Below are 22833 nucleotides of genomic sequence, written 5' to 3'. Positions count from 1 at the left end.
TTGGAACTCGCCCAAGTCCGGCTGCTCGTCACCGACTTCCCCGTCTGTTACCGCTTCTACGCCGAAGTCCTCGGCCTCAAAGCGCAGTCGGGGGCGACGCAGGGACCGTACGAGAAGTTCAGCCCCGCCACCGGCTCCGCCGGTATCGCCCTCCAGGACCGGTCCATGATGGCCGGAATACTGGGGGAGCTGGGCGACGAGGCGAGCGGGCACCGGTCACTGGTCGTGCTGCGCGTCGACGATCTCGACACCTACTGCGAGCAGATCGCCGAGCGGGGCGCCGTGCTGCTGCACGGGCCCGCCCCCATGACCGACCGGATGCGGGTCGCGCACCTCAAGGACCCGGAGGGCAACCTCGTGGAGCTGCAGGAGTGGCTGCTGCTGCGCGCTTGAGGTCGACGGCTTCGGCGACGGCGTAGAACAGATCCCAGCCGTCCAGCTCCCGGTCGCCGGGCCGCATCAGTCCGCGCCGGGCGGCTTCGTCGAGCAGGGCGCGCACGACGCCGGGCTCGCGGAGGATGATCGCCTCACCCTGGCCGTCGGCCGCGCAGCCCTGGAACCAGAGGTCGCCCTCGGAGACGTACCGCCCCGAGCCGGGGCCGCCCGCCCGGAAGACGATCCGGGTGCGGTCGCCGTCCCGGTGCAGGGTGACGATGTCCCGCCAGACGCCGTCATGGCCCTTCTTCTGGCGGAAGTTCCACAGGTAGGCGGTCCGCTCGTCCACGACGAGACGGCGAAGGCGGCGGTCGTTGCGCATGCCGTCACGCTAGACGGGCGGGCAGCGCTTGGTCTTCGGGTTTTCCGTGGGGATCAGCCGGACGTCCTCGCGGCGGACCGCGAAGGACTCCTGGACGTCGCCGTTCTTGCGCTTCGGGTCCCAGAGCCAGATCCAGTCGCCCGAGGTGCCGAAGGACAGGACCGGGTGGTCGGTCGGGGCCGGGCCGTTCTCTACCGGGAGCGGCTTGGCCGGGTCCACCGGGCTCAGGCACATGAAGTGGCCGTAGATGCCGAAGTAGGCCTTCGGTTCCTCGCCGTCGCGGGCGGCGTTCTCGGCGTCCCGGCCGGCGGTCCTGGCCGCCTGCGAGGTGCCCAGCAGGATCGCGCCCAGCGCGTAGGAGACGATCAACAGGCTCGCCAGGACCGCGACGAAGAAGCGGTTGCCGCTGTCCCGGCCCAGGTGGAAGTAGCGCAGCCAGCCCACCACCGCCAGGAAGAACAGCATGCTGCCCAGGGCGAGGCCCATGGGTTCGCCCGCCGCCAGATAGGTCCCGAGACGGGGTGTGGGCACGGCGTCCGCGCGGATGTCGAAGCGGTCCAGATACGACGAATGCATCTGCCCGCCCAGCCAGTTCACCATCGACCACACCACCGGCACCGACAACGGCAGCAGCCAGGCCGCATGCCGCGTGAAGACCGTCCGGCGCAGCGCGAGCACCGTCCCGGCCCCGGTGAACGCGACCACCGCCATCACCAGCACGACCGCCCACAGCACCCGCGGCTCGGTGTCCGTGCCCACCAGGGCCCCGAACCCCCCCATCGCCGAGGTCCCCGCCACCCCCGCCGCCCACTGCACCGGCCGCCCCCGGTCCCGGGTCTCCTTCGCCATCCGGCCCAGCGGCAGCGCCCCCGCCGTGCTCAGCAGCGCGGGCAGCAGCTTCCACCAGCCGTCCGCCCACACCACGTACATCCCGCAGACGGCCGCCACCACGATCCCGGCCGCGCCCACCGTCACCCACGTCCAACGGACCCGGCGTGCATGCGGGGTCTCGTCCAGCGGCGGATTCGCGTCGGAATGCCCCGGCACCCGCAGTCCGTGCGCGGCGGGGTCGAAAACCCGCCCGCCCAGCGCCCGGGCGGCCAGCTCGGTGCGCGCGGCCTCCCGGGACTCCGGACCCGCCGGCACCGTCACCGCCCGCTGCTCGTCCGCGAACCCCAGCCACGTCAACAGGCCGCCCCAGGAGGGCAGTACGCGATGCACATGGTACGTCGTCGTCACCGGCCGGGGGTGCTCCACCAGGGCCGCGTCCCGCACCCATGCGCCCAACTCCGCCTGACGGGCGAGCCGTTCCACCTCCGCGGTGGCCGTACGCAGCGCTCCGAGACGGGCTCCGTGCAGCCGGATCTCGACGACGAGCGAGGTGCGGTGCGGCGCGGCGGGGGCGGACTCCCCGGCCGCGGCCGGACGCACGGTCCAGCCCCGCTCCTCGAACAGGGCCGTCACATAGGCCACTTCATCCGCCTGGTCGACCACGTCGACCAGGATCCGCACCCGACGCCGACGCGGCGGAGCGGGCGGTCCCGCCGTCGGGTCGGGCGCCGTTTCCACGGACCGCGCGGTGTCGTCCGAGGGGCGCGGCGCGGGCAGAACGCGCCGACGGAGCGGCGAGCTGGGCAACGGTCCTCCCGATGATCGAGTGTCACTCGATTGTGGGGTGAGTGTCCGTATGCGCTCTACCGCGGCGGCCGTGACAGTGGGAAGCTGCCCTCCATGGGGGTATTGCTCAGGTTTTGGGGCCGCCCGCGAGGACACCGGGTCCAGCGGGTGGCAGCCGTGTCCGTGCTCGCGGTCGTGGTCGCCGGCGGGCTCACCGCCTGTGATCCGGCGGGGCTGAACTCCGCGTCCGTGGCGTACACGACCGATCAGACGGTCACCAAGGAGCTGGAGCGCCAGAAGGCCAACGTGCGGTGGCTGACCTGCCAGGCCTCCTACGGGAACCGGCCCACGCCCACGGCGACCGACAACGCCGTCGCCGAGGTCCACTGCACCGGGGAGACCACCAGCAACCAGGACATCGACGTCGACGGCAAGATCACCCGCGTGGTCAACGGGCAGTGCGTGCGCGGTGAGCTGACCGCGAAGATCGACGGCAAGCAGTGGTTCCAGGTCAACGGACTGGGCAACTGCAACGCCTCGCCCGAGCCGAACAACCCGGGCGGCAACGGACAGCCGGGGGACACCGTCACCGTGACGGTCACGGAGACCATCTGGTGCGACAAGTACCCGGACTGCAGGCCCGTCCAGGGCAAGTGATCCAAAGCCCTGTCCGTGGGCCGTCGGCCCTGCATAGGGTTGACTCGTGACACAGCCCGCGACGCCCTCGTATCTCCGGTTTCCGCACCTGCACGGCGACTTGGCGGCCTTCACCGCCGAGGACGACGTATGGATCGCCCCCCTCGACGGCGGCCGGGCCTGGCGGGTCAGCGCCGACAACGTGCCCGTCTCCACCCCGCGCATCTCACCCGACGGCACCACCGTCGCCTGGACCTCCACCCGCGACGGCGCCCCCGAGGTGCACATCGCCCCGGTCGACGGCGGTCCCGCCAAGCGGCTGACGCACTGGGGGAGTTGGCGCACCCAGGTGCGCGGCTGGACCCCGGACGGCCAGGTCCTCGCGATCACCACCCACGGCCAGGCCAGTCTGCGCCGCTCCTGGGCGCACGCCGTCCCGCTCGACGGGGGACCGTCGACCCTCCTGCCGTACGGGCCCGTGGGCGGTGTCGCGTCCGGGCCGTCCACCGTGCTGCTGTCCGCTCCGATGGGGCGGGAGGCCGCCTGGTGGAAGCGGTACCGGGGCGGCACGGCGGGCAAGCTGTGGATCGATCACGAGGGCGACGGCGAGTTCGTACGGCTGCATGAGGACCTCGACGGGAACATCGAGTTCCCGGTGTGGGCGGGGGAGCGGATCGCCTTTCTCTCCGACCACGAAGGCGTCGGCGCGCTCTACTCCTCTCTCGCCGACGGGTCCGACCTGCGGCGCCACACTCCCCTCGACGGGTTCTACGCCCGGCACGCCGCCGGCGACGACACCCGGATCGTCTACACCTCGGCCGGTGAACTGTGGGTCCTGGACGACCTGGACGGGGCCGAGCCGCGCCGCCTGGACGTGCGGCTCGGCGGGCAGCGCGTCGACCGGCAGCCCTTCGCGGTGAACGCCTCGCGCTGGTTCGGCTCCGCCGCCCCCGACCACACCGCGCGCGGCAGCGCGGTCGCCGTCCGAGGCGCCGTGCACTGGGTCACCCACCGCTCCGGTCCGACCCGGGCGCTGGCCGCCGAACCCGGCGTACGGGCCCGACTGCCCCGCACCTTCCGCACGGAGGGCGAGGAGTGGGTGGTGTGGGTGACCGACGCGGAGGGCGACGACGCCCTGGAGTTCGCGCCCGCCACCGGCCTCGCCCCCGGCGCCACCCCGCGCCGCCTCGCCGCCGGACAACTCGGCCGGGTCCTCGGACTCGCCATGGCCCCCGACGGCAGCCGCGCCGCGGTCGCCGCGCACGACGGACGCGTCCTGCTCGTCGAGCGGGAGACCGGCGAGGTCCGCGAGGTGGACCGGAGCGCGGACGGCGACGTCTCCGGGCTGGTCTTCTCACCCGACTCGGCCTGGCTCGCCTGGTCCCACCCCGGCCCGCGCCCGCTCCGCCAGCTCCGCCTCGCCAACACCACCGACCTCTCCGTCACCGAGGCGACCCCGCTCCGCTTCCAGGACTACGCGCCCACCTTCACCCTGGACGGCAAGCACCTCGCCTTCCTCTCCACCCGCTCCTTCGACCCGGTCTACGACGAGCACGTCTTCGACCTCGCCTTCGTGGTCGGCGACCGCCCGCACCTGATCACGCTCGCCGCGACCACCCCCTCGCCGTTCGGCCCGCAGCGGCACGGCCGCCCCTTCGAGGCCCCGGACAAGGACGAGACACCCGACAGCGAGGGCACCCCGGCCACCCGCATCGACCTCGAAGGCCTCGCCGACCGGATCGTGCCGTTCCCGGTCGAGGCCGCCCGCTACTCCAACCTGCGCGCGGCCAAGGACGGCGTGCTGTGGCTGCGCCACCCGGTGCAGGGAGTCCTCGGCTCCTCCCGGGCCACCCCGGACGACCCCGACCCCAAGACCGAGCTGGAGCGCTACGACCTCGCCCAGCAGCGCCTGGAGCATCTCGCCGCCGACGCCGACCACTTCGCGGTCAGCGGGGACGGCAAGCGGGTCCTGCTGTGGACCGACGGGCGGCTGAAGGTCGTACCGAGCGACCGGCGGGCCTCGGGCGACGAGGACAGCGACACCAACATCACCGTCGACCTCGCCCGGATCCGGCAGACCGCCGACCCGTCGGCCGAGTGGCGGCAGATGTACGAGGAGACCGGCCGCATCATGCGGGACCACTTCTGGCGCCCCGACATGAGCGGCGTCGACTGGTCCGGCGTCCTGGACCGCTACCGCCCGGTGGTGGACCGGGTCGCCACCCACGACGACCTCGTCGACCTCCTCTGGGAGGTGCAGGGCGAGCTCGGCACCTCGCACGCCTACGTCATGCCGCGCGGCGGCTACGGCAGAGGCCCGCGCCAAGGGCTCCTCGGCGCCGACATCTCCCGCCACGACGACGGCCCCCAGGGTGCGCCGCAGTGGCGTATCGACCGCATCCTGCCGACCGAGACCTCCGACCCCGACGCCCGCTCCCCGCTCGCCGCGCCCGGTGTCGCGGTGCGCGCGGGCGACGCGATCGTCGCGGTCGGCGGGCATCCGGTCGACCCGGTCACCGGTCCGGGCCCGCTCCTCGTCGGCACGGCGGGCAAGCCGGTCGAGCTGACCGTCTCACCGTCCGGCGGCGGTGACGTGCGGCACGCCGTCGTCGTACCGATCGCCGACGAGGAACCGCTGCGCTACCACGCGTGGGTCGCGGACCGGCGGGCCTACGTCCACGAGAGGTCCGGCGGCCGGCTCGGCTACCTGCACGTCCCCGACATGCAGGCTCCCGGCTGGGCGCAGATCCACCGTGACCTGCGGGTCGAGGTGGCCCGTGAGGGGCTGGTCGTCGACGTCCGGGAGAACCGCGGCGGTCACACCTCCCAGCTCGTCGTCGAGAAACTGGCCCGGCGGATCGTCGGCTGGGCCCTGCCGCGCGGACTGCGGCCCTACAGCTACCCGGAGGACGCGCCGAGGGGTCCGGTGGTCGCCGTGGCGAACGAGTTCTCGGGCTCCGACGGCGACATCGTCAACGCGGCGATCAAGGCGCTGGGGATCGGTCCGGTGGTCGGCACGCGGACCTGGGGCGGCGTCATCGGGATCGACAGCCGGTACCGGCTCGTCGACGGCACGCTGATCACCCAGCCCAAGTACGCGTTCTGGCTGGAGGGTTACGAGTGGGGCGTGGAGAACCACGGCGTGGACCCGGACGTCGAGGTGGTCCAGCGCCCGCAGGACCACGCCGCGGGGAAGGACGTACAACTGGACGAGGCGGTACGCATCGCGCTGGAGGCCCTGGAGCGGACTCCGGCGAAGGTGCCTCCGTCGCTTCCCTGACCTGATCGATACGATGCCCCCACACCCGCGACCCGAAGGGACACCACATGCCAGGGGAACCGCAGGACGACTGCCTGTTCTGCAAGATCGTCGCAGGGCACATCCCGGCGACGATCGTCCGTGAGACGGACACCACCGTCGCCTTCCGGGACATCAACCCCCAGGCCCCCACGCACGTCCTGGTGATCCCCAAGGCGCACTACGAGAACGCCGCGACCCTCGCCGCCGCCGAACCGGCCCTCGCCGCCGACGTCCTCGGCGAGGCGCAGTCCGTCGCCGACGAGGACAAGCTGGAGAGCTACCGCATCGTCTTCAACACCGGTGCCGGTGCCGGCCAGACCGTCTTCCACGTCCATGCGCACGTCCTGGGCGGTCGCGGCCTGCAGTGGCCGCCCGGATAAACCACCGTGTCCGTACGTGAATTGGTGGTCCTCGGCACCGCCAGCCAGGTTCCCACCCGGCACCGCAACCACAACGGCTACCTCCTGCGCTGGGACGGCGAGGGCATCCTCTTCGACCCGGGCGAGGGCACCCAACGCCAGATGCTGAGGGCCGGTGTCGCCGCGCACGACCTGAACCGGATCTGCGTCACGCACTTCCACGGCGACCATTCGCTGGGGCTCGCCGGTGTCATCCAGCGCATCAACCTCGACAAGGTCCCGCACCCGGTCACGGCCCACTACCCGAAGTCCGGCCAGCGCTTCTTCGACCGGCTGCGGTACTCCACCGCGTACCGGGAGACCGTCGGGATCACCGAGGCGCCGGTGAGCGCGGACGGGCCGCTGGCCACGGGCTCTTCCTACGAGCTGGAGGCCCGCAAGCTCTCCCACCCCGTCGAGTCGTACGGCTATCGCGTCGTCGAACCCGACGGCCGCCGCATGCTGCCCGACCGCCTCGCCGCCCACGGCGTCAAGGGCCCGGACGTCGGCCGGATCCAGCGGGAGGGCTCGGTGGACGGGGTCCTTCTCGAGGACGTCAGCGAGGTGCGGCGCGGGCAGCGGTTCGCGTTCGTCATGGACACCCGGCTGTGCGACGGCGTGTACGCGCTGGCCGAGGGGTGCGACATGCTCGTCATCGAGTCGACGTTCCTGGACGAGGACATCGACCTGGCGGTCGACCACGGCCACCTCACCGCCGGGCAGGCGGCCAAGGTGGCGCGGGACGCCGGCGTACGGCATCTCGTGCTCACGCACTTCAGCCAGCGCTACGGCGACCATGGGGGCACCTCCCGCTCGAGCGAAGCCGAGAGTGGGGGAGAGTTCGAACGGCAGGCGCGGGCGGCGGGGTTCGAGGGCGAGCTGACGGTCGCCCACGATCTGCTGCGGGTGCCGGTTCCGAAACGGCGGTAAACCACCCGTACGATGCTTCGATGCCCCTCCCCAAAGCTGAACTGCACCTGCACATCGAAGGCACGCTGGAGCCCGAGCTGGCGTTCGAGCTGGCCGCCCGCAACGGCGTCGAACTGCCGTACGCGGACACGGACGAGCTCCGCAAGGCGTACCAGTTCGAGGACCTCCAGTCCTTCCTGAACCTGTACTACGAGCTCATGGCCGTCCTGCGCACCGAACGGGACTTCGAGGACCTCGCGAACGCGTACCTCGCCCGCGCCGCCGCGCAGGGGGTGCGGCACGCGGAGATCTTCTTCGACCCGCAGGCGCACCTCGCGCGCGGTGTGGGCATGGGGACGGTCGTCGACGGGCTGTGGCGGGCGCTCGGCAGCAGCGAGGCGAACCACGGTGTCTCCACGCAGCTGATCCTGTGCTTCCTGCGGGACGAGTCCGCCGAGTCGGCCCTGGAGACGCTGGACGCCGCGAAGCCGTATCTCGACCGGATCGTCGGTGTCGGGCTCGACTCCGCCGAGGTCGGGCATCCGCCGGTCAAGTTCCGCGAGGTGTACGAGGCGGCTGCGGCCCTCGGGCTGCGACGCGTGGCCCATGCCGGGGAGGAGGGGCCGCCGGAGTACATCACGCAGGCCCTCGATGTGCTCGGCGTGGAGCGGATCGATCACGGGCTGCGGTGCATGGAGGACCCCGAGCTGGTGGCGCGGTTGGTCCGGGACCGCGTGCCGCTGACGCTGTGCCCGTTGTCGAACGTGCGGCTGCGGACGGTTGATGTGCTGGCGGATCATCCGCTTCCGGCGATGCTGGATGCGGGGTTGTTGTGCACGGTGAACTCCGATGATCCGGCGTACTTCGGGGGGTACGCCGGAGACAACTTCGATGCGGTGCGCTTGGCGCTGGGCCTTGGCGAGGAGCGGTTGCGGGAGCTTGCGCGGAACTCCTTTGTCGCGTCCTTCCTGGAGCATGACGAGGAGCGGCGTCAGCGGTATCTGGGTGAAGTGGAGAGCTACGAGTTTTCGTAGTTTTCCGGCTGCGGGCCGGTGGGGGTTGATCGCGCAGTTCCCCGCGCCCCTAACGGGGCGCTTACGCGGCCGTTGCCCTGTCGTATGCCGGAGCCTCCACCGGGATTTCCACCACCGGCAGTTTGTGACGTCCCGTGCCCGCTGCCACTGCCGTCATCGGTACGGCGATGACCAACAGCCCTGCTGCCAGGAGCAGGCCCATGGCCGGGAAGCCTGCCTGGGCCGCGAGCAGGCTGCCTGCGAGGGGGCCTGCCGCCGTGCCCAGGGATGATGCCGAGCCGACCAGGACCGCCCATCTGCCGCGGGGGTCCAGGGTGGCGGCGAGGCCTATGACGTAGGACAGGACGATCGGGTAGAGCGTGTTCCAGGCGATCTCGCCGGTCGCGAAGGTCGTCAGGTCGGTCGCGGAGGCACTGAGGGCGATGCAGGCGGCGATCAGGGCCGTGCCCGCGCCGATGGGCAGGGCGTGGCCGAGGCGGGGGCCGAGGGTGCCCGCGCCGATGACGCCGAGCAGGCCCGCGCCGAGCGCCACGGCGAAGACGGCGCCGACCGTGGTCTCCGTCAGGTGGGCCTGGGTGAGGCCGATGTGGCCGCTGACGCCCCAGAGGGCGTTCTGGGCGAGGGACCAGCAGGGGAGGGTGGCGGCGAGGAGCAGCCCGGACCGGAAGTGGGGGAGGGGGGTCCTCGTCCGGCGGGTCTGCGGGGTGGCGGCCGGGGCCGGCGGGAGACGGTTCGTCAGGGGCCAGACGGCGAGGGCGGTGAGGGCGATCGCGGCCAGGGGCTGGCCGTGGCCCGGTCCCAGGTGCGGGACGGTCAGATAGACGGCGCCCGCCAGGGCGGAGACGCCGAGCAGACCGAGTGTGGTCGTGCGGTGGGGGTCGCGCTGGGCGGCGATCCCGGTGGCGGCGACCGTGGTGGCCGTACCGGATCCGAACCCGCCGATCATCGCGCCGGTGACGACGGCCGCGACGCTGCCGCTGAGCGCGGCCCAGCCGTAGCCGGCCACCGCGAGGGCGAGTCCGATCCGCGCCAGCCTCCGCGCGCCGATCCGGTCCACCTTCGACGCCAGCAGGAACCCCGCGGACGCCGAACTCAGCAGCAGCGCACTGCCGACGGCGCCCGCCTGAGTGGCGGTCAGTGGAAGACCCGAGTCCAGTCTGCCGACGGTGGTCGGGAGGAGGTACGGGGCGAGGTACCCGGCCGTGAAAAGGGCGACGAGGGGCCAGGCGATGGTGCGGGGGGCGAACACGGGCGTTCCCTGGGCATGCGAAAGAAGCGGCTCAAAAAGGGGATGGGCGACGACCGTCGACGGACAGGAACGCGCGGGCAATTTGTATCAAGCACGCGGTTTCAGAAGAAGAGTGGGGGGTGTGATCTGAGGCACGTGGTGTTTCGGGTGGGGAATGCCGGGTAAACGAGCGCCTCAACGCCAGTGAACGGCGGCCCCGCCCGCCGCCGGTACCGTCGCCTCGATCTTGGCCCTGATCTCCCTCATCACCGCGATGATCTGCTCCTCGTGCGCCGGGGTCAGCCGGGCCACCGGGACCGCGCAGCTGATGGCGTCCTGCGCGGGGGAGTCGTAGCGCAGGGCGAAACCGAAGCCGATGATGCCGAGGACGCCCTCCTCGCGGTCGACGGAGTGGCCGCGGGAGCGGATCTCGCGGAGGTCGGCCGTCAGGGCGTCGCGGGTGGTGTGGGAGTTGGGGGTCAGGGCCTCGTACGGGCCCTCCGGCAGCTCGTCGTCGGGGTGTTCGGCCAGGAGGGCCTTGCCCAGGGCGCCGACGTGGGCGGGAAGGCGGCGGCCGACGCGGCTGATCGTGCGCAGGTACTCGTGGGACTCGCGGGTCGCCAGATACGCCACGTCCCGGCCGTCCAGGCGGCCCATGTGGATGGTCTCGCCGAGCGCCTGGGACGCCTCGTCGAGATAGGGGCGTACGACCCGGACGCGCGGGTCGGAGTCGAGGTAGCTCGTGCCGGTCAGCAGGGCGTGGATGCCGATGCCGTAGAGCGAACCGGTGACGTCGGTGCGGACCCAGCCGCGGGAGATCAGGGTCTGCAGCAGCGCGTACATCGAGCTGCGCGGCACCTCCAGCTCGTCCGCCAGCTCCTGCAACCGCGCCGGGCGGTCCCCGCGCGCGGCCAGCACTTCCAGCAGCTCGACCGTCCGCGCGGCCGACTTCACCTCGCGCACGCCCCCTGTCTCCGACATGCACCGATCGTAATCGGGGTGTCCGCGCCATTGACGGTCGCGGTTCGTGTATCTAATCTCCATCTTCATACGTGGATGATGTCTACATAGGGAGATGAGTGAGGGTGAGTCTCGATACGGGCGACGTCGTGCGGCGGCTGGCGGCGGGCATGGCGGGCGGCGTGCTGTCGTTCCCGCTGACCAGCTTCCACGCCGACGGCTCCCTCGACCCGGACGGCTTCCGCACCCATGTCGCCGCCCAGATCGCCACCGCCCCCGGCGCCGTCTTCCCCGCCTGCGGCACCGGCGAGTTCTTCTCCCTGGACGAGGACGAGTACCGGACCGTGGTCTCGGCGGCCGTCCAGGAGTCCGCCGGCCGGGTGCCCGTCGTCGCCGGGATCGGCTATGGCTGGGCGCAGGCCGTCCGCTTCGCCCGCATCGCCGAGGAGGCCGGCGCCGACGCGCTGCTGGTGCTCCCGCACTACCTGGTCGCCGCCCCGCAGGAGGGACTCGTCCGGCAGGTGGCGGAGATCGCCGCGCGGACCCGGCTGCCGCTCATCGCCTACCAGCGCGGACAGGTCGCGTTCGGCGTGGAGGCGTTCCGGCAACTGGCCGCCATCCCCACCGTCATCGGCCTCAAGGACGGCCACAGCGACCTCGACCGCCTCCAGCGCCTCACCCTCGCCGCCCCCGAGGGCTTCCTCTTCTTCAACGGCGCCGCCACCGCCGAGATCCAGGCCCGCGCCTACGCCACCGTCGGCGTCCCCGCCTACTCCTCCGCCGTCCACGCCTTCGCCCCGGAGATCGCCGACGCCTTCTTCGGCGCGCTGAAGTCAGGCGAGGAGGGCACGGTGGAGAAGCTGCTGCGCGACTTCTACGTCCCGCTCGTCGAACTCCGCGACCGCGTCCCCGGCTACGCCGTGTCGCTCGTGAAGGCCGCGGCCCGGCTGCGGGGCCGTCCCGTGGGTCCCGTACGCGCACCCCTGACCGATCCGTCGGCCGCCGACCTGGCCGACCTCGCGTCCCTCCTCGCCACCGGCCTCGACCTCGTAGGAGCCGACCTGTGAACCTCACCATCGCGGAGGTCCGGCTGACGCCGATCCTCGTCGCCGATCCGCCGCTGCTCAACACGCAGGGCGTGCACCAGCCGTACACCCCCCGCCTGATCGTGGAGGTGGAGACCGTGGACGGGGTGACCGGCGTCGGGGAGACGTACGGCGACACCAAGTACCTGGAGCTGGCGCGGCCCTTCGCCGAGAAGCTGGTGGGGCGGCAGGTGTCCGACCTGAACGGGCTGTTCGCGGTCGCCGAGGACGTCTCGGTCGACTCCTCCCGGGTCTTGGGGCAGGTCGACGTCGGCGGGCTGCGCGGTGTCCAGACCGCCGACAAGCTGCGGCTGTCCGTCGTCTCCGGGTTCGAGGTCGCCTGTCTCGACGCGCTCGGCAAGACGCTCGGGCTGCCGGTGCACGCGCTGCTCGGAGGGAAGGTGCGGGACGCGGTCGAGTACAGCGCGTACCTGTTCTACCGGTGGGCCGACCATCCCTCCGGCGTGGCCTGCGAGAAGGACGACTGGGGGGCGGCCGTGGATCCGGCCGGGGTCGTGGAGCAGGCGCGGCTGTTCAAGGAGCGGTACGGGTTCACGTCGTTCAAGCTGAAGGGCGGGGTCTTTCCGCCGGATGAGGAGATCGCCGCCGTGCGGGCGCTGGCGGAGGCCTTTCCCGGGCATCCGCTGCGGCTCGACCCCAACGGGGCCTGGTCCGTGGAGACTTCACTGAAGGTCGCCGAGGAGCTCGGGGACGTCCTCGAGTACCTGGAGGACCCGGCCCTCGGTACGCCGGCCATGGCCGCGGTGTCCGCCGGGACCGATGTGCCGCTCGCCACCAACATGTGCGTGACGACTTTCGCGGAGATCAAGGAGGCGTTCGCTCGCGATGCCGTGCAGGTGGTGCTGTCGGATCACCACTACTGGGGCGGGTTGCGCAACACCCAGCAACTCGCCGCGATCTGCCGGACGTTCGGGGTCGGGGTGTCCATGCACTCCAACACCCATCTGGGGATCTCGCTGGCGGCGATGACGCATGTGGCGGCCACCGTGCCCAACCTGCACCACGCGTGCGACTCCCACTATCCCTGGCAGTCGGAGGACGTCCTCACCTCGCGGCTGACCTTCGACGACGGCAGGGTCGCCGTCTCGGACGCGCCGGGGCTCGGGGTCGAACTGGACCGGGGGAAGCTGGAGTTCCTGCATCAGCGGTGGCTCGACGACGACGGGGCGCTGCGGGAGCGGGACGACGCGGCGGCGATGCGGGTCGCCGAGGCGGGGTGGGTGACGCCGAGCGTGCCCCGCTGGTAGCGCCGGGCCTTTTCTCGCCCCCGCCGCCCCTACCCGTCCCATCCTCCAGGGGCGCTGCCCCTTCGACCCCGGCCCCTGGGGGCTCCGCCCCCAGACCCCCGTCGGCCCTGAAGGGGCCTCGTCCTCAAACGCCGGACGGGCTGAAAGACATGGACCGGCGTCGAGAGGTGCGGCCACCTGCGGGTGGGTGGGGGATCGGGATGGCAAACCCTCGTCGTCGAACGCTGGGCGGACTGAAATACCTGGGCCCGGCGTGGAGAGGCGGAGCCCTCCGGACACGGACCGTGAAGGTGGCGGCGGCCTTCTCCGCCCCAAGGCGACTCACGGGCGGGTCGGGTGTGCGCGGCGGTCGGTTGTCGGTGGTGTGGTGCAGACTGGCCTGATCGGCACCATGTCAGGGAGCGCACCGTGATCGTGTCCGGGAAGGGACCGTCGTACGACACCGGAGAGACCGGCCACTGCCAGGCCCGGGTCGACCCGCTGGCCGCCCTGCGCGCACCGGACGATCCGCCCTGGGACGTGTATCTGACCGGCCCCGTCTTCCTCGACATCATCTTCACCGGGCTCGACTCCGCCCCGGTGCGCGGGACCGAGTCCTGGGCGCGCGGGATGGGGTCGAGCCCCGGCGGTGTCGCGAACATGGCCACCGCGCTGGCCCGGCTGGGGCTGAAAACGTCCCTTGCCGCCGCCTTCGGCTCCGATCACTACGGCGAGTACTGCTGGGACGCGCTGGAGCAGGGTGAGGGCATCGACCTCTCGCCGTCCCGCACGGTCACCGGCTGGCACTCCCCGGTCACCGTCTCGATGGCGTACGAGGGCGAGCGCACGATGGTCTCCCACGGCCACGAACCGCCCCCCGAGGAAGCCGCCCCGGACTGCCCGCCCCGCGCGCGTGCGGCCGTGGCCTCGCTGGTGCCGGGCAAGCGGGCCCCCTGGATCACCCAGGCCGCGCGCGAGGGCACCCGCATCTTCGCCGACGTCGGCTGGGACGAGACCGGTGCCTGGGACCTGGCGGGTCTGGCCGATCTGGAGCACTGCGAGGCGTTCCTGCCGAACGCGGAGGAGGCCATGCGGTACACCGGCGCCTCCTGCCCCCGCGAGGCCGCCCACGCCCTCACCGCACATGTGCCGCTGGCCGTGGTCACCCTCGGCGCGGACGGCGCGTACGCGGTGGACCGGCGCACGGGGGAGACCGCAGAGGTCCCCGCCATCGCCGTGGAGGCCCTCGACCCCACCGGCGCCGGCGACGTCTTCGTGGCCGGTTTCGTCACCGGCACGCTGGCGGGCTGGCCGCTGGCCGACCGGCTGGCCTTCGCGGGGCTCACGGCCGCGTTGTCGGTGCAGGAGTTCGGCGGGTCGCTGTCAGCGCCGGGCTGGTCCGAGATCGGGGCCTGGTGGCGCAAGGTCCAGTCCGTCGAGGGACAGGACCCCACGGCCCTGCGGCGCTACGGGTTCCTGGCGGACCTGGTGCCCACGGAGCAGACGAGCCCGTGGCCGTTGCGGCGGGCGGTGCCGACCATCGGTTTCCGCCGGTCGGCCTGACGCTCGCGGCGGGCGGTTCAGGTGACGCGGTCGAGGATGGTGGTCACCTCTTCGCGGACCACGTCCCATGCCCCGGCGGGCAGCGCGCCGATCGGGGTACGCGCCAGGGCGTCGAGGACCGGGCCGTTCCCCCCGTCGTACTCCACGCTCTCGCAGAGCACGTCGTAGCCCTCCCGGACGGCGACCCGCAGGACGTGTCCGTCCGTCCCGTCCCTCCCGGCCGTCACCGCGACCGCGACGACGAGCGGCGGTGCGCCGCCCGGCTCGTCGGGCAGCTTGCGGTGGCTGCTGGCCAGCGGGGTGCGCCAGCGCAGGCTCAGCAGCACCGGACGCTTCGCCGTGAGCTCGCTCAGGTCGGTCTCGTAGGGGCCCTCCGCGTCCAGCACCGTGGCGCGGGCGTCCAGGACGAGCGCCGCGGGGAGAAGGCAGCGCAGAGTGCTGCCGACGATGTTCCCGCCGACCGTCGCGGCCCGGCGCACCGCCCCGGTACCCACCCGCGAGGCCGCCCCGCGCAGTACCTCCGGGACCCGGTCGTCGACCCGGGACAGCAGCACCGCCGCCCCCAGCTCCTCGGCGGCGAGCACATTGGCCTCCGGCACCTCGCGCAGCGACACCGCCTGCTCCGGGAAGCCGTCCCGTTGCCAGAGCGCCCACTGGAGCGTGGCACCGCCGACGGGTATCGCTCCCTCGGACAGACACCGCTGTGCCTCGGACACGGACGTGGGCAGACGCAACAGCACGGCCGACCTGCTTTCCCCGGACTTACGGCGGCGAACGGAGCCGCCCCGAACGTGTGTGGCACCGATGGGGCGGATTCTGCCCTTGCGCGCGGGGGGAGCATGCAGGGCTCACCGCTGCACTCGGGGCGCTCTCACTGGGCGGTGCGCCCCTGCGGGCCAGACCGGAAGTGAGGGCGGGGGTGAGAAATACGCGGCCTCAGCCCGCCGACACAGTCAGCCGCACAACCCCGTCCACCCCAGCCACCAGCACCGGCGTACCCGCCCCACCCAGATCCCGCACCGCGGCCAGATCCTCCGCAGGCACCGACTCCGCATCCGTCACCACCGCCGCCGCCTCCAACGACTTCGCCCCGGACGCCACAGCCATCGCCACCGCGGTCCGCAACGCACTCAACCGCAACGAGTCGAGCCCCACCGTCCCCGCCACATACGTACGCCCCGTCTCGTCCCGCACAGCCGCCCCCTCGGGCACACCGTTACGTGCCCGCGCGGAACGGGCCAGGGTGACGATCTTGCGGTCCTCGGGGTCAAGCGCGCTGCTGTCAGTCATGGAGCGAGCATAAACAGCACGGATCAGCCCCGGTCCAGGCGGAGCCGCTCCGCACGCGGCAGCCCGGCCACCACCAGGTCGTAGGAGTCCTCGATGAGCTCCCGCACCAGCCGGTCCGGCAGCTCCCCGTCGACCCGCACCGTGTTCCAGTGCCGCTTGTTCATGTGGTACCCGGGCGCGATCAGCCCCTCGTACTCGCCACGGAGCCGGATCGCGTCCTCCGGATCGCACTTGAGGTTGACCTTCAGAGGACGGGCCTCGGTCCAGCTCAGCGCGAACATCTTGCCCAGCACCTTGAAGACCGAGATCTCCGGCGCGAAGGGGAAGTCCTCCACGGCCGCGTTGAACGAGAGACAGAAGGTACGCAGCTCCTGTGGGGTCACTCCGGCTCGCCCTCCTCCTTCGGCGGCTCCACCGGCTCCACCAGCACGGTCACGATCTTGTTCCGCCGCCCGGCCGCCGCCTCCGCCGTCAACCGCAGCGCCCGCCCGTCCGGCAGCTCCACCACGGAGGACGCCCCGGCGATCGGCACCCGCCCCAGCGCCTTAGCCAGCAGCCCGCCGACGGTCTCCACGTCCTCGTCGTCGTACTCGTCGAGGTCGTACAGCTCCCCCAGATCGGTGATGTCGAGGCGCGCGGTGACCCGGTAGCGGTCCTCGCCCAGTTCCTCCACCGGCGGGAGTTCACGGTCGTACTCGTCGGTGATCTCGCCGACGATCTCCTCGAGGATGTCCTCGATCGTGACGATGCCGGCCGTGCCGCCGTACTCGTCGATGACGACGGCGACGTGGTTGCGGTCCCGCTGCATCTCACGGAGCAGGTCACCGGCGTTCTTGGTGTCGGGCACGAAGGCGGCGGGCCGCATGGCGGTCGACACCAGCTCGCTCTCCGCGTCCCGGCTGATGTGCGTCTTGCGGGCCAGGTCCTTCAGATACACGATCCCGACGATGTCGTCCTCGCTCTCACCGCTGACCGGTATCCGCGAGAAACCGGACCGCAGCGCGAGGGTGAGGGCCTGACGGATCGTCTTGTACCGCTCGATCACCACGAGATCGGTCCGCGGCACCATCACCTCCCGCACGAGCGTGTCGCCGAGCTCGAAGACCGAGTGCACCATCCGGCGCTCGTCGTCCTCGATCAGCGACTCCGCCTCCGCGAGGTCGACCAGCGCACGCAACTCCGCCTCGGAGGCGAAGGGACCGCGCCGGAAGCCCTTGCCGGGGGTGAGCGCGTTGCCGATGAGGATCAGCAGGTTCGGGATCGGGCCCATGATCCGGGCGAGCGGCAGCAGGACGTACGCCGCCGCCGTGGACGTGTTCAGCGGGTGCTGACGGCCGATGGTGCGCGGGGAGACACCGACGGCGACGTACGACACCAGGACCATGACGCCGATGGCGACCAGCAGGGCCTCGGTCGTGCCGCCGAACTCCTGGAGGCAGGCGTAGGTGACCAGGGCGGCCGCCGCCATCTCGCAGGCGACCCGGACCAGCAGCGCCACGTTGAGATAGCGGGTCGGGTCCGCGGCGACCTGGGCGAGTTTGGCGCTGCCGCGGCGGCCGGAGCGTACGGCCTCCTCGGCACGGAAGCTGGACATGCGCGCGATGCCCGCCTCCGCGCAGGCGGCGAGCCACGCGACGACGACCAGGGCGATCGCGCCGGAGACGAGGGGAAGGCTCATGACACGGTCGGGGCCGGGGACGGGCCGGTGTGGCCCTTCTCCGCGCGCCAGCCGTCCACGATGGCGGCCTGAAGACCGAACATCTCGGCCTTCTCGTCCGGCTCCTCGTGGTCGTAGCCGAGCAGGTGCAGCACCCCGTGGACGGTGAGGAGCTGGAGCTCCTCGTCCATGGAGTGCTGCGTCTCGGCTTCCTCGCCCTGCCTCTTGGCGACCTCGGGGCACAGCACGATGTCGCCGAGGAGGCCCTGCGGGGGCTCGTCGTCGTCCTTCGACGGCGGACGGAGCTCGTCCATCGGGAAGGACATGACGTCCGTCGGCCCCGGCAGGTCCATCCACTGGATGTGCAGCTGCTCCATGGCGTCGGCGTCCACGACGATCACCGAGAGCTCGGAGAGCGGGTGGATGCGCATCCGCGCGAGTGCGTAGCGGGCGATGTCGAGGATCGCCTGCTCGTCGACCTCGGTTCCGGACTCGTTGTTGACGTCGATCGACATGGTGCTGGGTCGTCTACTTCCGCTTGTTACGGCCGCCCTTGTGGGTGCCGTTCTCCGTACCGTTCTGGCTGTCGTACTTCTCGTACGCGTCGACGATACGGCCGACCAGCTTGTGCCGTACGACGTCCTGGGACGACAGGCGGGAGAAGTGGACGTCGTCGAGGCCCTCCAGGATGTCCTGGACCTGACGCAGACCCGACTTGGTGCCGTTGGGCAGGTCGACCTGGGTCACGTCACCCGTGATCACGATCTTCGACTCGAAGCCGAGACGGGTGAGGAACATCTTCATCTGCTCGGGTGAGGTGTTCTGGGCCTCGTCCAGGATGATGAAGGCGTCGTTGAGGGTGTTGTGCGTCAGCAGATAGTCCTGCGTGACGTACAGCGAGTCCTCTGCCGCCACCTGGATGCAGACGGTTTCCTCTCTGCCCGCCGGCTCGATGCTGTCGATGAATCGCATCGGGCGTCCACCGCCTCCGGCCGCGTGGTACCTGTCGGCCTTCCGGGCGAGACGGAAGGGCTCGATGCCTTCGGGAAGGCGGATGTCGACGATATGGGCGTCATGCCGGTACGCGACTTCGCGTCCCTTGGCGAGATCGGGCTCACGGCCCTCCGCGGCCCTGCGGCGGGTGTACGCGACGCCGCCGAGCGACTGCACGAGCGAGATCACGTCGTCGCGGAGCAGGATCGATGTCGTCGTGTACTGGACGCGGCATGTGCGGTCCGTCTGGGTGACCGGCCCACCGTCGGAGTCGAGCAGGCCCTGGAGAACGGCCAGGCGTACCTCGGCGGAGTTGTACAGGTAGTCGTCAGGGACGAACTTGGTGTTCGAGCGGGTGCGCAGCAGGTCCAGCTCACGCAGAACCCGTGTGACCGGGTTCTCCAGGGTGACCACGTCGCCGGGGGACTTGATCCGGTTGAGGACGTAGTCGGGCCCGCCCTTGTGGCGCACTGCGACGCCGGGCAGCGCCCCCTCCAGCGCCTCGGCCAGCTCCGGATCCTCCGTGGCGAAGGACGGAGTGGTGGAGCCCGTGAGGCAACCGTCGCCGAGCAGCAAGCCCAGCGCGTACGGGTCCATGGGGATCTCACGTTCCGGCAGGCAGACCGGCGCCGTGAGCAGCGGAAGCTCATACCGTCGAGCGTGGGCCGCGCGGAGATTGCCGATCATGTCCTGGGTCTCCAGGACTCGCCACGGCTTGTTGCGGCGCTTGTCCGAGGCCGTACGGACAGTCCACAGGTGCTCACCGCAGCACAAGGTCCAGGAACCGTCCTGGGCAGTGACGCGGTAGACGTCTTTCTCGCCCTGCGGGTAGACACCCAGAACCGGGGTCGGCTCACCGTTCGAGCCGATGACCAGGTCACCGACCTGAAGGTCGCCGATGGGGCGCCAGCCGTCCGGTGTCAGGACATTCGCGAACCGCGGCTGCGCGCGGCCCCTCATGTACGCCAGCGGCGCCACCTCAATCGTCCCCGCCGCCATCAGCCGCGGAATCGAGTCAGGATCCAGCATGTCGTGCAGCGCGTCGTACAGCGGCCGCAGATACGGGTCGATCTTCTCGTAGAGCGTGCCCGGCAGGAAGCCCAGCCGCTCGCCCGCTTCCACCGCAGGCCGGGTCAGGATGATGCGGTTGACCTGCTTGGACTGCAGGGCCTGCACGGCCTTGGCCATGGCGAGATATGTCTTGCCGGTACCGGCGGGGCCGATGCCGAAGACGATCGTGTGCTTGTCGATCGCGTCGACGTAACGCTTCTGGTTCAGGGTCTTGGGGCGGATCGTGCGGCCGCGCGAGGAGAGGATGTTCTGGGTGAGGACCTCGGCCGGGGTCTCCTCACCGTCTCCCTCGCCGTTGTCACTGGCTCTGAGCATGGCGATCGAGCGTTCCACTGCGTCCTCCGTCATCGGCTGTCCGGTGCGGAGCACCAGCATCATCTCGTCGAACAGGCGCTGGATGAGGGCGACGTCCGAGGGATCGCCGGCCGCGCTGATCTCGTTGCCCCGGACGTGGATGTCGGCCGCCGGGAAGGCCTTCTCGATCACGCGCAGGAGGGAGTCACCTGAACCCAGAACAGTCACCATGGGGTGCTGGGCGGGGACGGTGAACTGTGCTTTCGCCTGCCCCTGCGCGGGGGTGGGAGGTGTGGGTGTCTGAGTCATGGGCCGGCGCTGAAGGCCTGCGGTTCCTCCTGATCACGGCCGCATGGCTGAGGGCGGCCTCGCGTTTCCAAGGGTACGACTTGGCACTGACATCGCTGTAAGGCTTTTCGGAGCCGGTGCTTTCTGCACCGATCTGAGGTTCCCCATGGGGGTCTCTTCCTGCAGGCTCCCGGCTTCCAGGCTCCCGGCTTCCCGTCCGAGCAGCCTTTGACATCGGACCTCTCGTCGGTGTCGGTGTCGGCGTCGGCGTCGGCTGGAATTGAACCTTGTTGTTTTCAGTCTCTCGCGCATCAATGGAATCTGTAGTTCCGACGGTCCGTCAGATATGGATCCCGCCACCCCCCACGCGGAGCGTTCCGCACCACGCGCCGCAGGCGGGCCGTTCGGGTTGTTCTCCCCATCCATCCCCACATGGCAATTTCCCTGTATGGGAAGGGAGTCGGAACCCCATGAGAGGCAAACGATTCGGTACGGGTGCGGCACTGGCTGTCGGGGCCCTCGCGGTCACCGGGCTCGCGTTCGCGCCCACCGCCGTCGCCGTGACCCCGGACACGGCCACGATCACCGCCGACTGCGGCGCCTTCGGCAGTGGCGAGGCCACGCTCACCGCCACCCAGGACGGTACCTCCGCAACCGTCACCGTCACCTCCGCGATCACCGCGCCGATCGCGGTGGCCGAGGACTCCATCACCTCCACCCTCACCCTGGTGAACGCGAGTGGCGGCACCGCCACCTTCAGCGGCACGGAGAACCCCGCGCTCGCCGCCGGTGACGCCGTCACCGTCGGTCCGCTCAATGGCGCCGTGGCCTCGGGCGACAGCCTGGAGGCGTACGGCGGCTCGCTGCAGATCGTCGTCCTCGGGATCACCGTCACCTGCACGGCGACCGGGCCCCAGTCGCCCGGACCGTTCGTGTTCGACTGAGAATCTGCAACCGAACCGGTCCAACCCGCTTGTCCGGAGCGTCAGTTCACCAGGCGACACGGTGAACTGACGCTCCATCAGTTCACCGGTTCGTATCCATTGACTTCTCACGCAATCCACACATCAATGCCCCCTGTCGGCGCAGAAGAGCCGCCGCGCCCGCATCCCTCAGAGGGGGCAACCAGACATGAGATCCCAAGCGCCCGGACCCAGAAGTCGAAGACACCGTCTCGCCGCGCTGCTCGGCGCCACCGCCCTCGCGGTCACCACGGGCGGCGCGCTGACCGGTCAGGCCCAGGCCGCCGACAACGTCGACTTCGCCACCCGCTGTGTCCCGCCCGCCATCTCGGGACTCCCGCCGATCGAGGGCACCACCACCGCGATCATCACGGTCAGCGACACCACCCCCTACGTCGGCGACACCGTCGACGTGACGTACACCGTCGTCAAGCCCGCCGCGAGCAACCCCACCGCCATCGACCTGCCGGCCGACATCATGACGCCGTCCGGCAAGGCCGTCCTGAGCGGGGCGCAGAGCGGGAACGTCACGGTCGCCGGGCCGAAGAAGAACAATCCGGTACCGGGCAACGCCGCGTTCCCCTCGTTCAGCATGACCGGCAGCTTCACGGTCACCGCCACGGGCGCCATCACGCTCTCGCCCGGCGACTACAACATCCACACCAGCTACCTGCTGGAGCTGGACACCCCCTGCACCGTCATCACCCCGCCCGCCCCGGGCTCCGTGACCCTCACGGCGAGCGATGCTCCCGGGCCCAACACCCGTGCCATCGCGCTGGGTTCGAGCTCCGGCAACCCCGGCGCAGGTGTCACCGTCACCGGCAGCCACTTCACCCCGGGCGCCACCGTCACCCTCGCCGGACGCGCCGGTTCCAGCCAGACCGGGGACAAGGCGACCGTGACGGCGGACGCGAGCGGTGCCATCAGCGGCTCGCTGGTCGTCAACGACAAGACCACGACCGGCATCGTGGCCTACGAAGGGAGCAGCTGGGACGCCGCACTGGGCGCCGGTCCGGTCGCCTACACCGTCATCGACGACACACCCGTCCCCGACAACGCCCAGAAACTCACCACCACCGTGCGCGGCGGAGTCCTGTCCATGACCCAGGCCGGGGACACCGTCTCCCTGTCGGCGGTCGAGTACGGCGCGGGCGGCGCCTCCACCGGCAACCTCAACGCCGTGACCGTCAAGGACTTCCGTGGCGGTACCGCGGGCTGGTCCCTGACCGGCAAGGTCACCGCCTTCACCGGACCCGGTGTCACCATCGGTGCCGACCAGCTGAACTGGACCCCCGCCTGCGACACCAAGGCGGGCAGCCCCAGCACCTGCCAGGCCGGTTCGGCGGGCAAGGTCGGCTCGTCCGGGGCGACGCTCGCGTCGGCGCCCGCCGACACGACGACCGGCGGTGAGTTCACCGCGAAGGCCGAACTCTCCCTGAACGTACCGGCGTTCACGCCTCCGGGCTCGTACTCCGGCGTTCTCACCCTCACGCTCAGCTGACCGTACGGGCGTCCGCACCCGCCCGTCCACCTCGTCCCGTGG

21 protein-coding genes are annotated in these 22833 nt (G+C 71.2%); 11 read left to right on the top strand and 10 right to left on the bottom strand.

From position 1 onward, the window contains the following. Nucleotides 1–393 carry a VOC family protein gene (locus OG381_RS17485; RefSeq protein ID WP_327717030.1) on the top strand — a complete coding sequence of 131 codons (393 nt, stop codon included), beginning with the start codon at nucleotides 1–3 and terminating at the stop codon, nucleotides 391–393. Here OG381_RS17485 and OG381_RS17480 read toward each other — a convergent pair. After that, on the bottom strand, nucleotides 335–757 hold the full coding sequence (locus OG381_RS17480; protein WP_327717029.1) for a hypothetical protein: 423 nt from the start codon (nucleotides 755–757) through the stop codon (nucleotides 335–337). The genes OG381_RS17485 and OG381_RS17480 overlap by 59 nt on opposite strands. Before the next feature lie 9 nt (nucleotides 758–766). Beyond that, entirely contained in the window at nucleotides 767–2326 is a 1560-nt protein-coding gene (locus OG381_RS17475; protein ID WP_327717028.1) for a hypothetical protein, read from the bottom strand. A 216-nt stretch (nucleotides 2327–2542) separates the two neighbouring features. On the opposite strand from OG381_RS17475, the gene OG381_RS17470 reads away from it, so the two are divergent. Genes OG381_RS17470 through OG381_RS17450 form a run of 5 tightly spaced genes read left to right on the top strand, consistent with a single transcriptional unit; the run spans nucleotide 2543 to nucleotide 8652 of the window. After that, complete coding sequence (locus OG381_RS17470; protein WP_327717027.1) at nucleotides 2543–3031, top strand: hypothetical protein; 489 nt, start codon at nucleotides 2543–2545, stop codon at nucleotides 3029–3031. 46 nt (nucleotides 3032–3077) lie between these two features. Continuing rightward, complete coding sequence (locus OG381_RS17465; RefSeq protein WP_327717026.1) at nucleotides 3078–6290, top strand: S41 family peptidase; 3213 nt, start codon at nucleotides 3078–3080, stop codon at nucleotides 6288–6290. Nucleotides 6291–6337: 47 nt separating this feature from the next. After that, the gene (locus tag OG381_RS17460; protein WP_327717025.1) at nucleotides 6338–6691 is read left to right on the top strand and encodes a histidine triad nucleotide-binding protein; all 354 of its coding nucleotides are present in this window, start codon (nucleotides 6338–6340) and stop codon (nucleotides 6689–6691) included. Between the two features lie 6 nt (nucleotides 6692–6697). Next, nucleotides 6698–7639, top strand: coding sequence for a ribonuclease Z (locus OG381_RS17455; RefSeq protein WP_327717024.1), 942 nt, complete (start codon nucleotides 6698–6700; stop codon nucleotides 7637–7639). 20 nt (nucleotides 7640–7659) lie between these two features. Beyond that, nucleotides 7660–8652 carry an adenosine deaminase gene (locus tag OG381_RS17450; RefSeq protein ID WP_327717023.1) on the top strand — a complete coding sequence of 331 codons (993 nt, stop codon included), beginning with the start codon at nucleotides 7660–7662 and terminating at the stop codon, nucleotides 8650–8652. Nucleotides 8653–8713: 61 nt separating this feature from the next. On the opposite strand, the gene OG381_RS17445 is transcribed toward OG381_RS17450, so the two are convergent. Both OG381_RS17445 and OG381_RS17440 read right to left on the bottom strand, forming a co-directional pair. After that, entirely contained in the window at nucleotides 8714–9901 is a 1188-nt protein-coding gene (locus OG381_RS17445; protein WP_327717021.1) for an MFS transporter, read from the bottom strand. A 174-nt stretch (nucleotides 9902–10075) separates the two neighbouring features. Next, nucleotides 10076–10861, bottom strand: coding sequence for an IclR family transcriptional regulator (locus OG381_RS17440; protein ID WP_327717020.1), 786 nt, complete (start codon nucleotides 10859–10861; stop codon nucleotides 10076–10078). Between the two features lie 104 nt (nucleotides 10862–10965). On the opposite strand from OG381_RS17440, the gene OG381_RS17435 reads away from it, so the two are divergent. From OG381_RS17435 to OG381_RS17425, 3 genes are all read left to right on the top strand, one after another. Continuing rightward, on the top strand, nucleotides 10966–11907 hold the full coding sequence (locus OG381_RS17435; RefSeq protein WP_327717019.1) for a 5-dehydro-4-deoxyglucarate dehydratase: 942 nt from the start codon (nucleotides 10966–10968) through the stop codon (nucleotides 11905–11907). Beyond that, on the top strand, nucleotides 11904–13193 hold the full coding sequence (locus tag OG381_RS17430; RefSeq protein WP_327717018.1) for a glucarate dehydratase family protein: 1290 nt from the start codon (nucleotides 11904–11906) through the stop codon (nucleotides 13191–13193). Before OG381_RS17435 ends, OG381_RS17430 begins: the two co-directional genes overlap by 4 nt. Nucleotides 13194–13601: 408 nt before the next feature. After that, on the top strand, nucleotides 13602–14735 hold the full coding sequence (locus OG381_RS17425; RefSeq protein WP_443061904.1) for a carbohydrate kinase family protein: 1134 nt from the start codon (nucleotides 13602–13604) through the stop codon (nucleotides 14733–14735). A gap of 17 nt (nucleotides 14736–14752) precedes the next feature. On the opposite strand, the gene OG381_RS17420 is transcribed toward OG381_RS17425, so the two are convergent. The 6 genes from OG381_RS17420 to OG381_RS17395 form a co-directional block, all read right to left on the bottom strand. Next, the gene (locus tag OG381_RS17420; RefSeq protein WP_327717017.1) at nucleotides 14753–15475 is read right to left on the bottom strand and encodes an FAD binding domain-containing protein; all 723 of its coding nucleotides are present in this window, start codon (nucleotides 15473–15475) and stop codon (nucleotides 14753–14755) included. Nucleotides 15476–15671: 196 nt separating this feature from the next. Then, nucleotides 15672–16025: a cytidine deaminase gene (locus OG381_RS17415; RefSeq protein WP_307030819.1), complete on the bottom strand. Its 354-nt coding sequence runs from the start codon at nucleotides 16023–16025 to the stop codon at nucleotides 15672–15674. A 23-nt stretch (nucleotides 16026–16048) separates the two neighbouring features. Continuing rightward, complete coding sequence (locus OG381_RS17410) at nucleotides 16049–16408, bottom strand: MmcQ/YjbR family DNA-binding protein (protein WP_327717016.1); 360 nt, start codon at nucleotides 16406–16408, stop codon at nucleotides 16049–16051. Next, entirely contained in the window at nucleotides 16405–17703 is a 1299-nt protein-coding gene (locus tag OG381_RS17405) for a hemolysin family protein (protein ID WP_327717015.1), read from the bottom strand. The genes OG381_RS17410 and OG381_RS17405 overlap by 4 nt, the downstream gene beginning before the upstream one ends. Next, entirely contained in the window at nucleotides 17700–18197 is a 498-nt protein-coding gene (gene ybeY / locus OG381_RS17400) for an rRNA maturation RNase YbeY (RefSeq protein WP_327717014.1), read from the bottom strand. Before ybeY ends, OG381_RS17405 begins: the two co-directional genes overlap by 4 nt. 13 nt (nucleotides 18198–18210) lie before the next feature. Beyond that, entirely contained in the window at nucleotides 18211–20349 is a 2139-nt protein-coding gene (locus OG381_RS17395) for a PhoH family protein (protein ID WP_327717013.1), read from the bottom strand. A gap of 449 nt (nucleotides 20350–20798) precedes the next feature. Here OG381_RS17395 and OG381_RS17390 point away from each other — a divergent pair, with 449 nt between their 5' ends. Beyond that, on the top strand, nucleotides 20799–21272 hold the full coding sequence (locus OG381_RS17390; protein WP_327717012.1) for a hypothetical protein: 474 nt from the start codon (nucleotides 20799–20801) through the stop codon (nucleotides 21270–21272). 187 nt (nucleotides 21273–21459) lie between these two features. After that, a complete protein-coding gene (locus OG381_RS17385; RefSeq protein ID WP_327717011.1) occupies nucleotides 21460–22791 on the top strand; it encodes a beta-xylosidase in 1332 nt (443 codons plus the stop codon). The last annotated feature ends 42 nt before the right edge of the window (nucleotides 22792–22833 follow it).

The sequence above is a fragment of the Streptomyces sp. NBC_00490 genome (assembly GCF_036013645.1).
GTDB lineage: Bacteria > Actinomycetota > Actinomycetes > Streptomycetales > Streptomycetaceae > Streptomyces > Streptomyces canus_F.
This window is presented reverse-complemented; position numbering and strand designations above follow the sequence as displayed.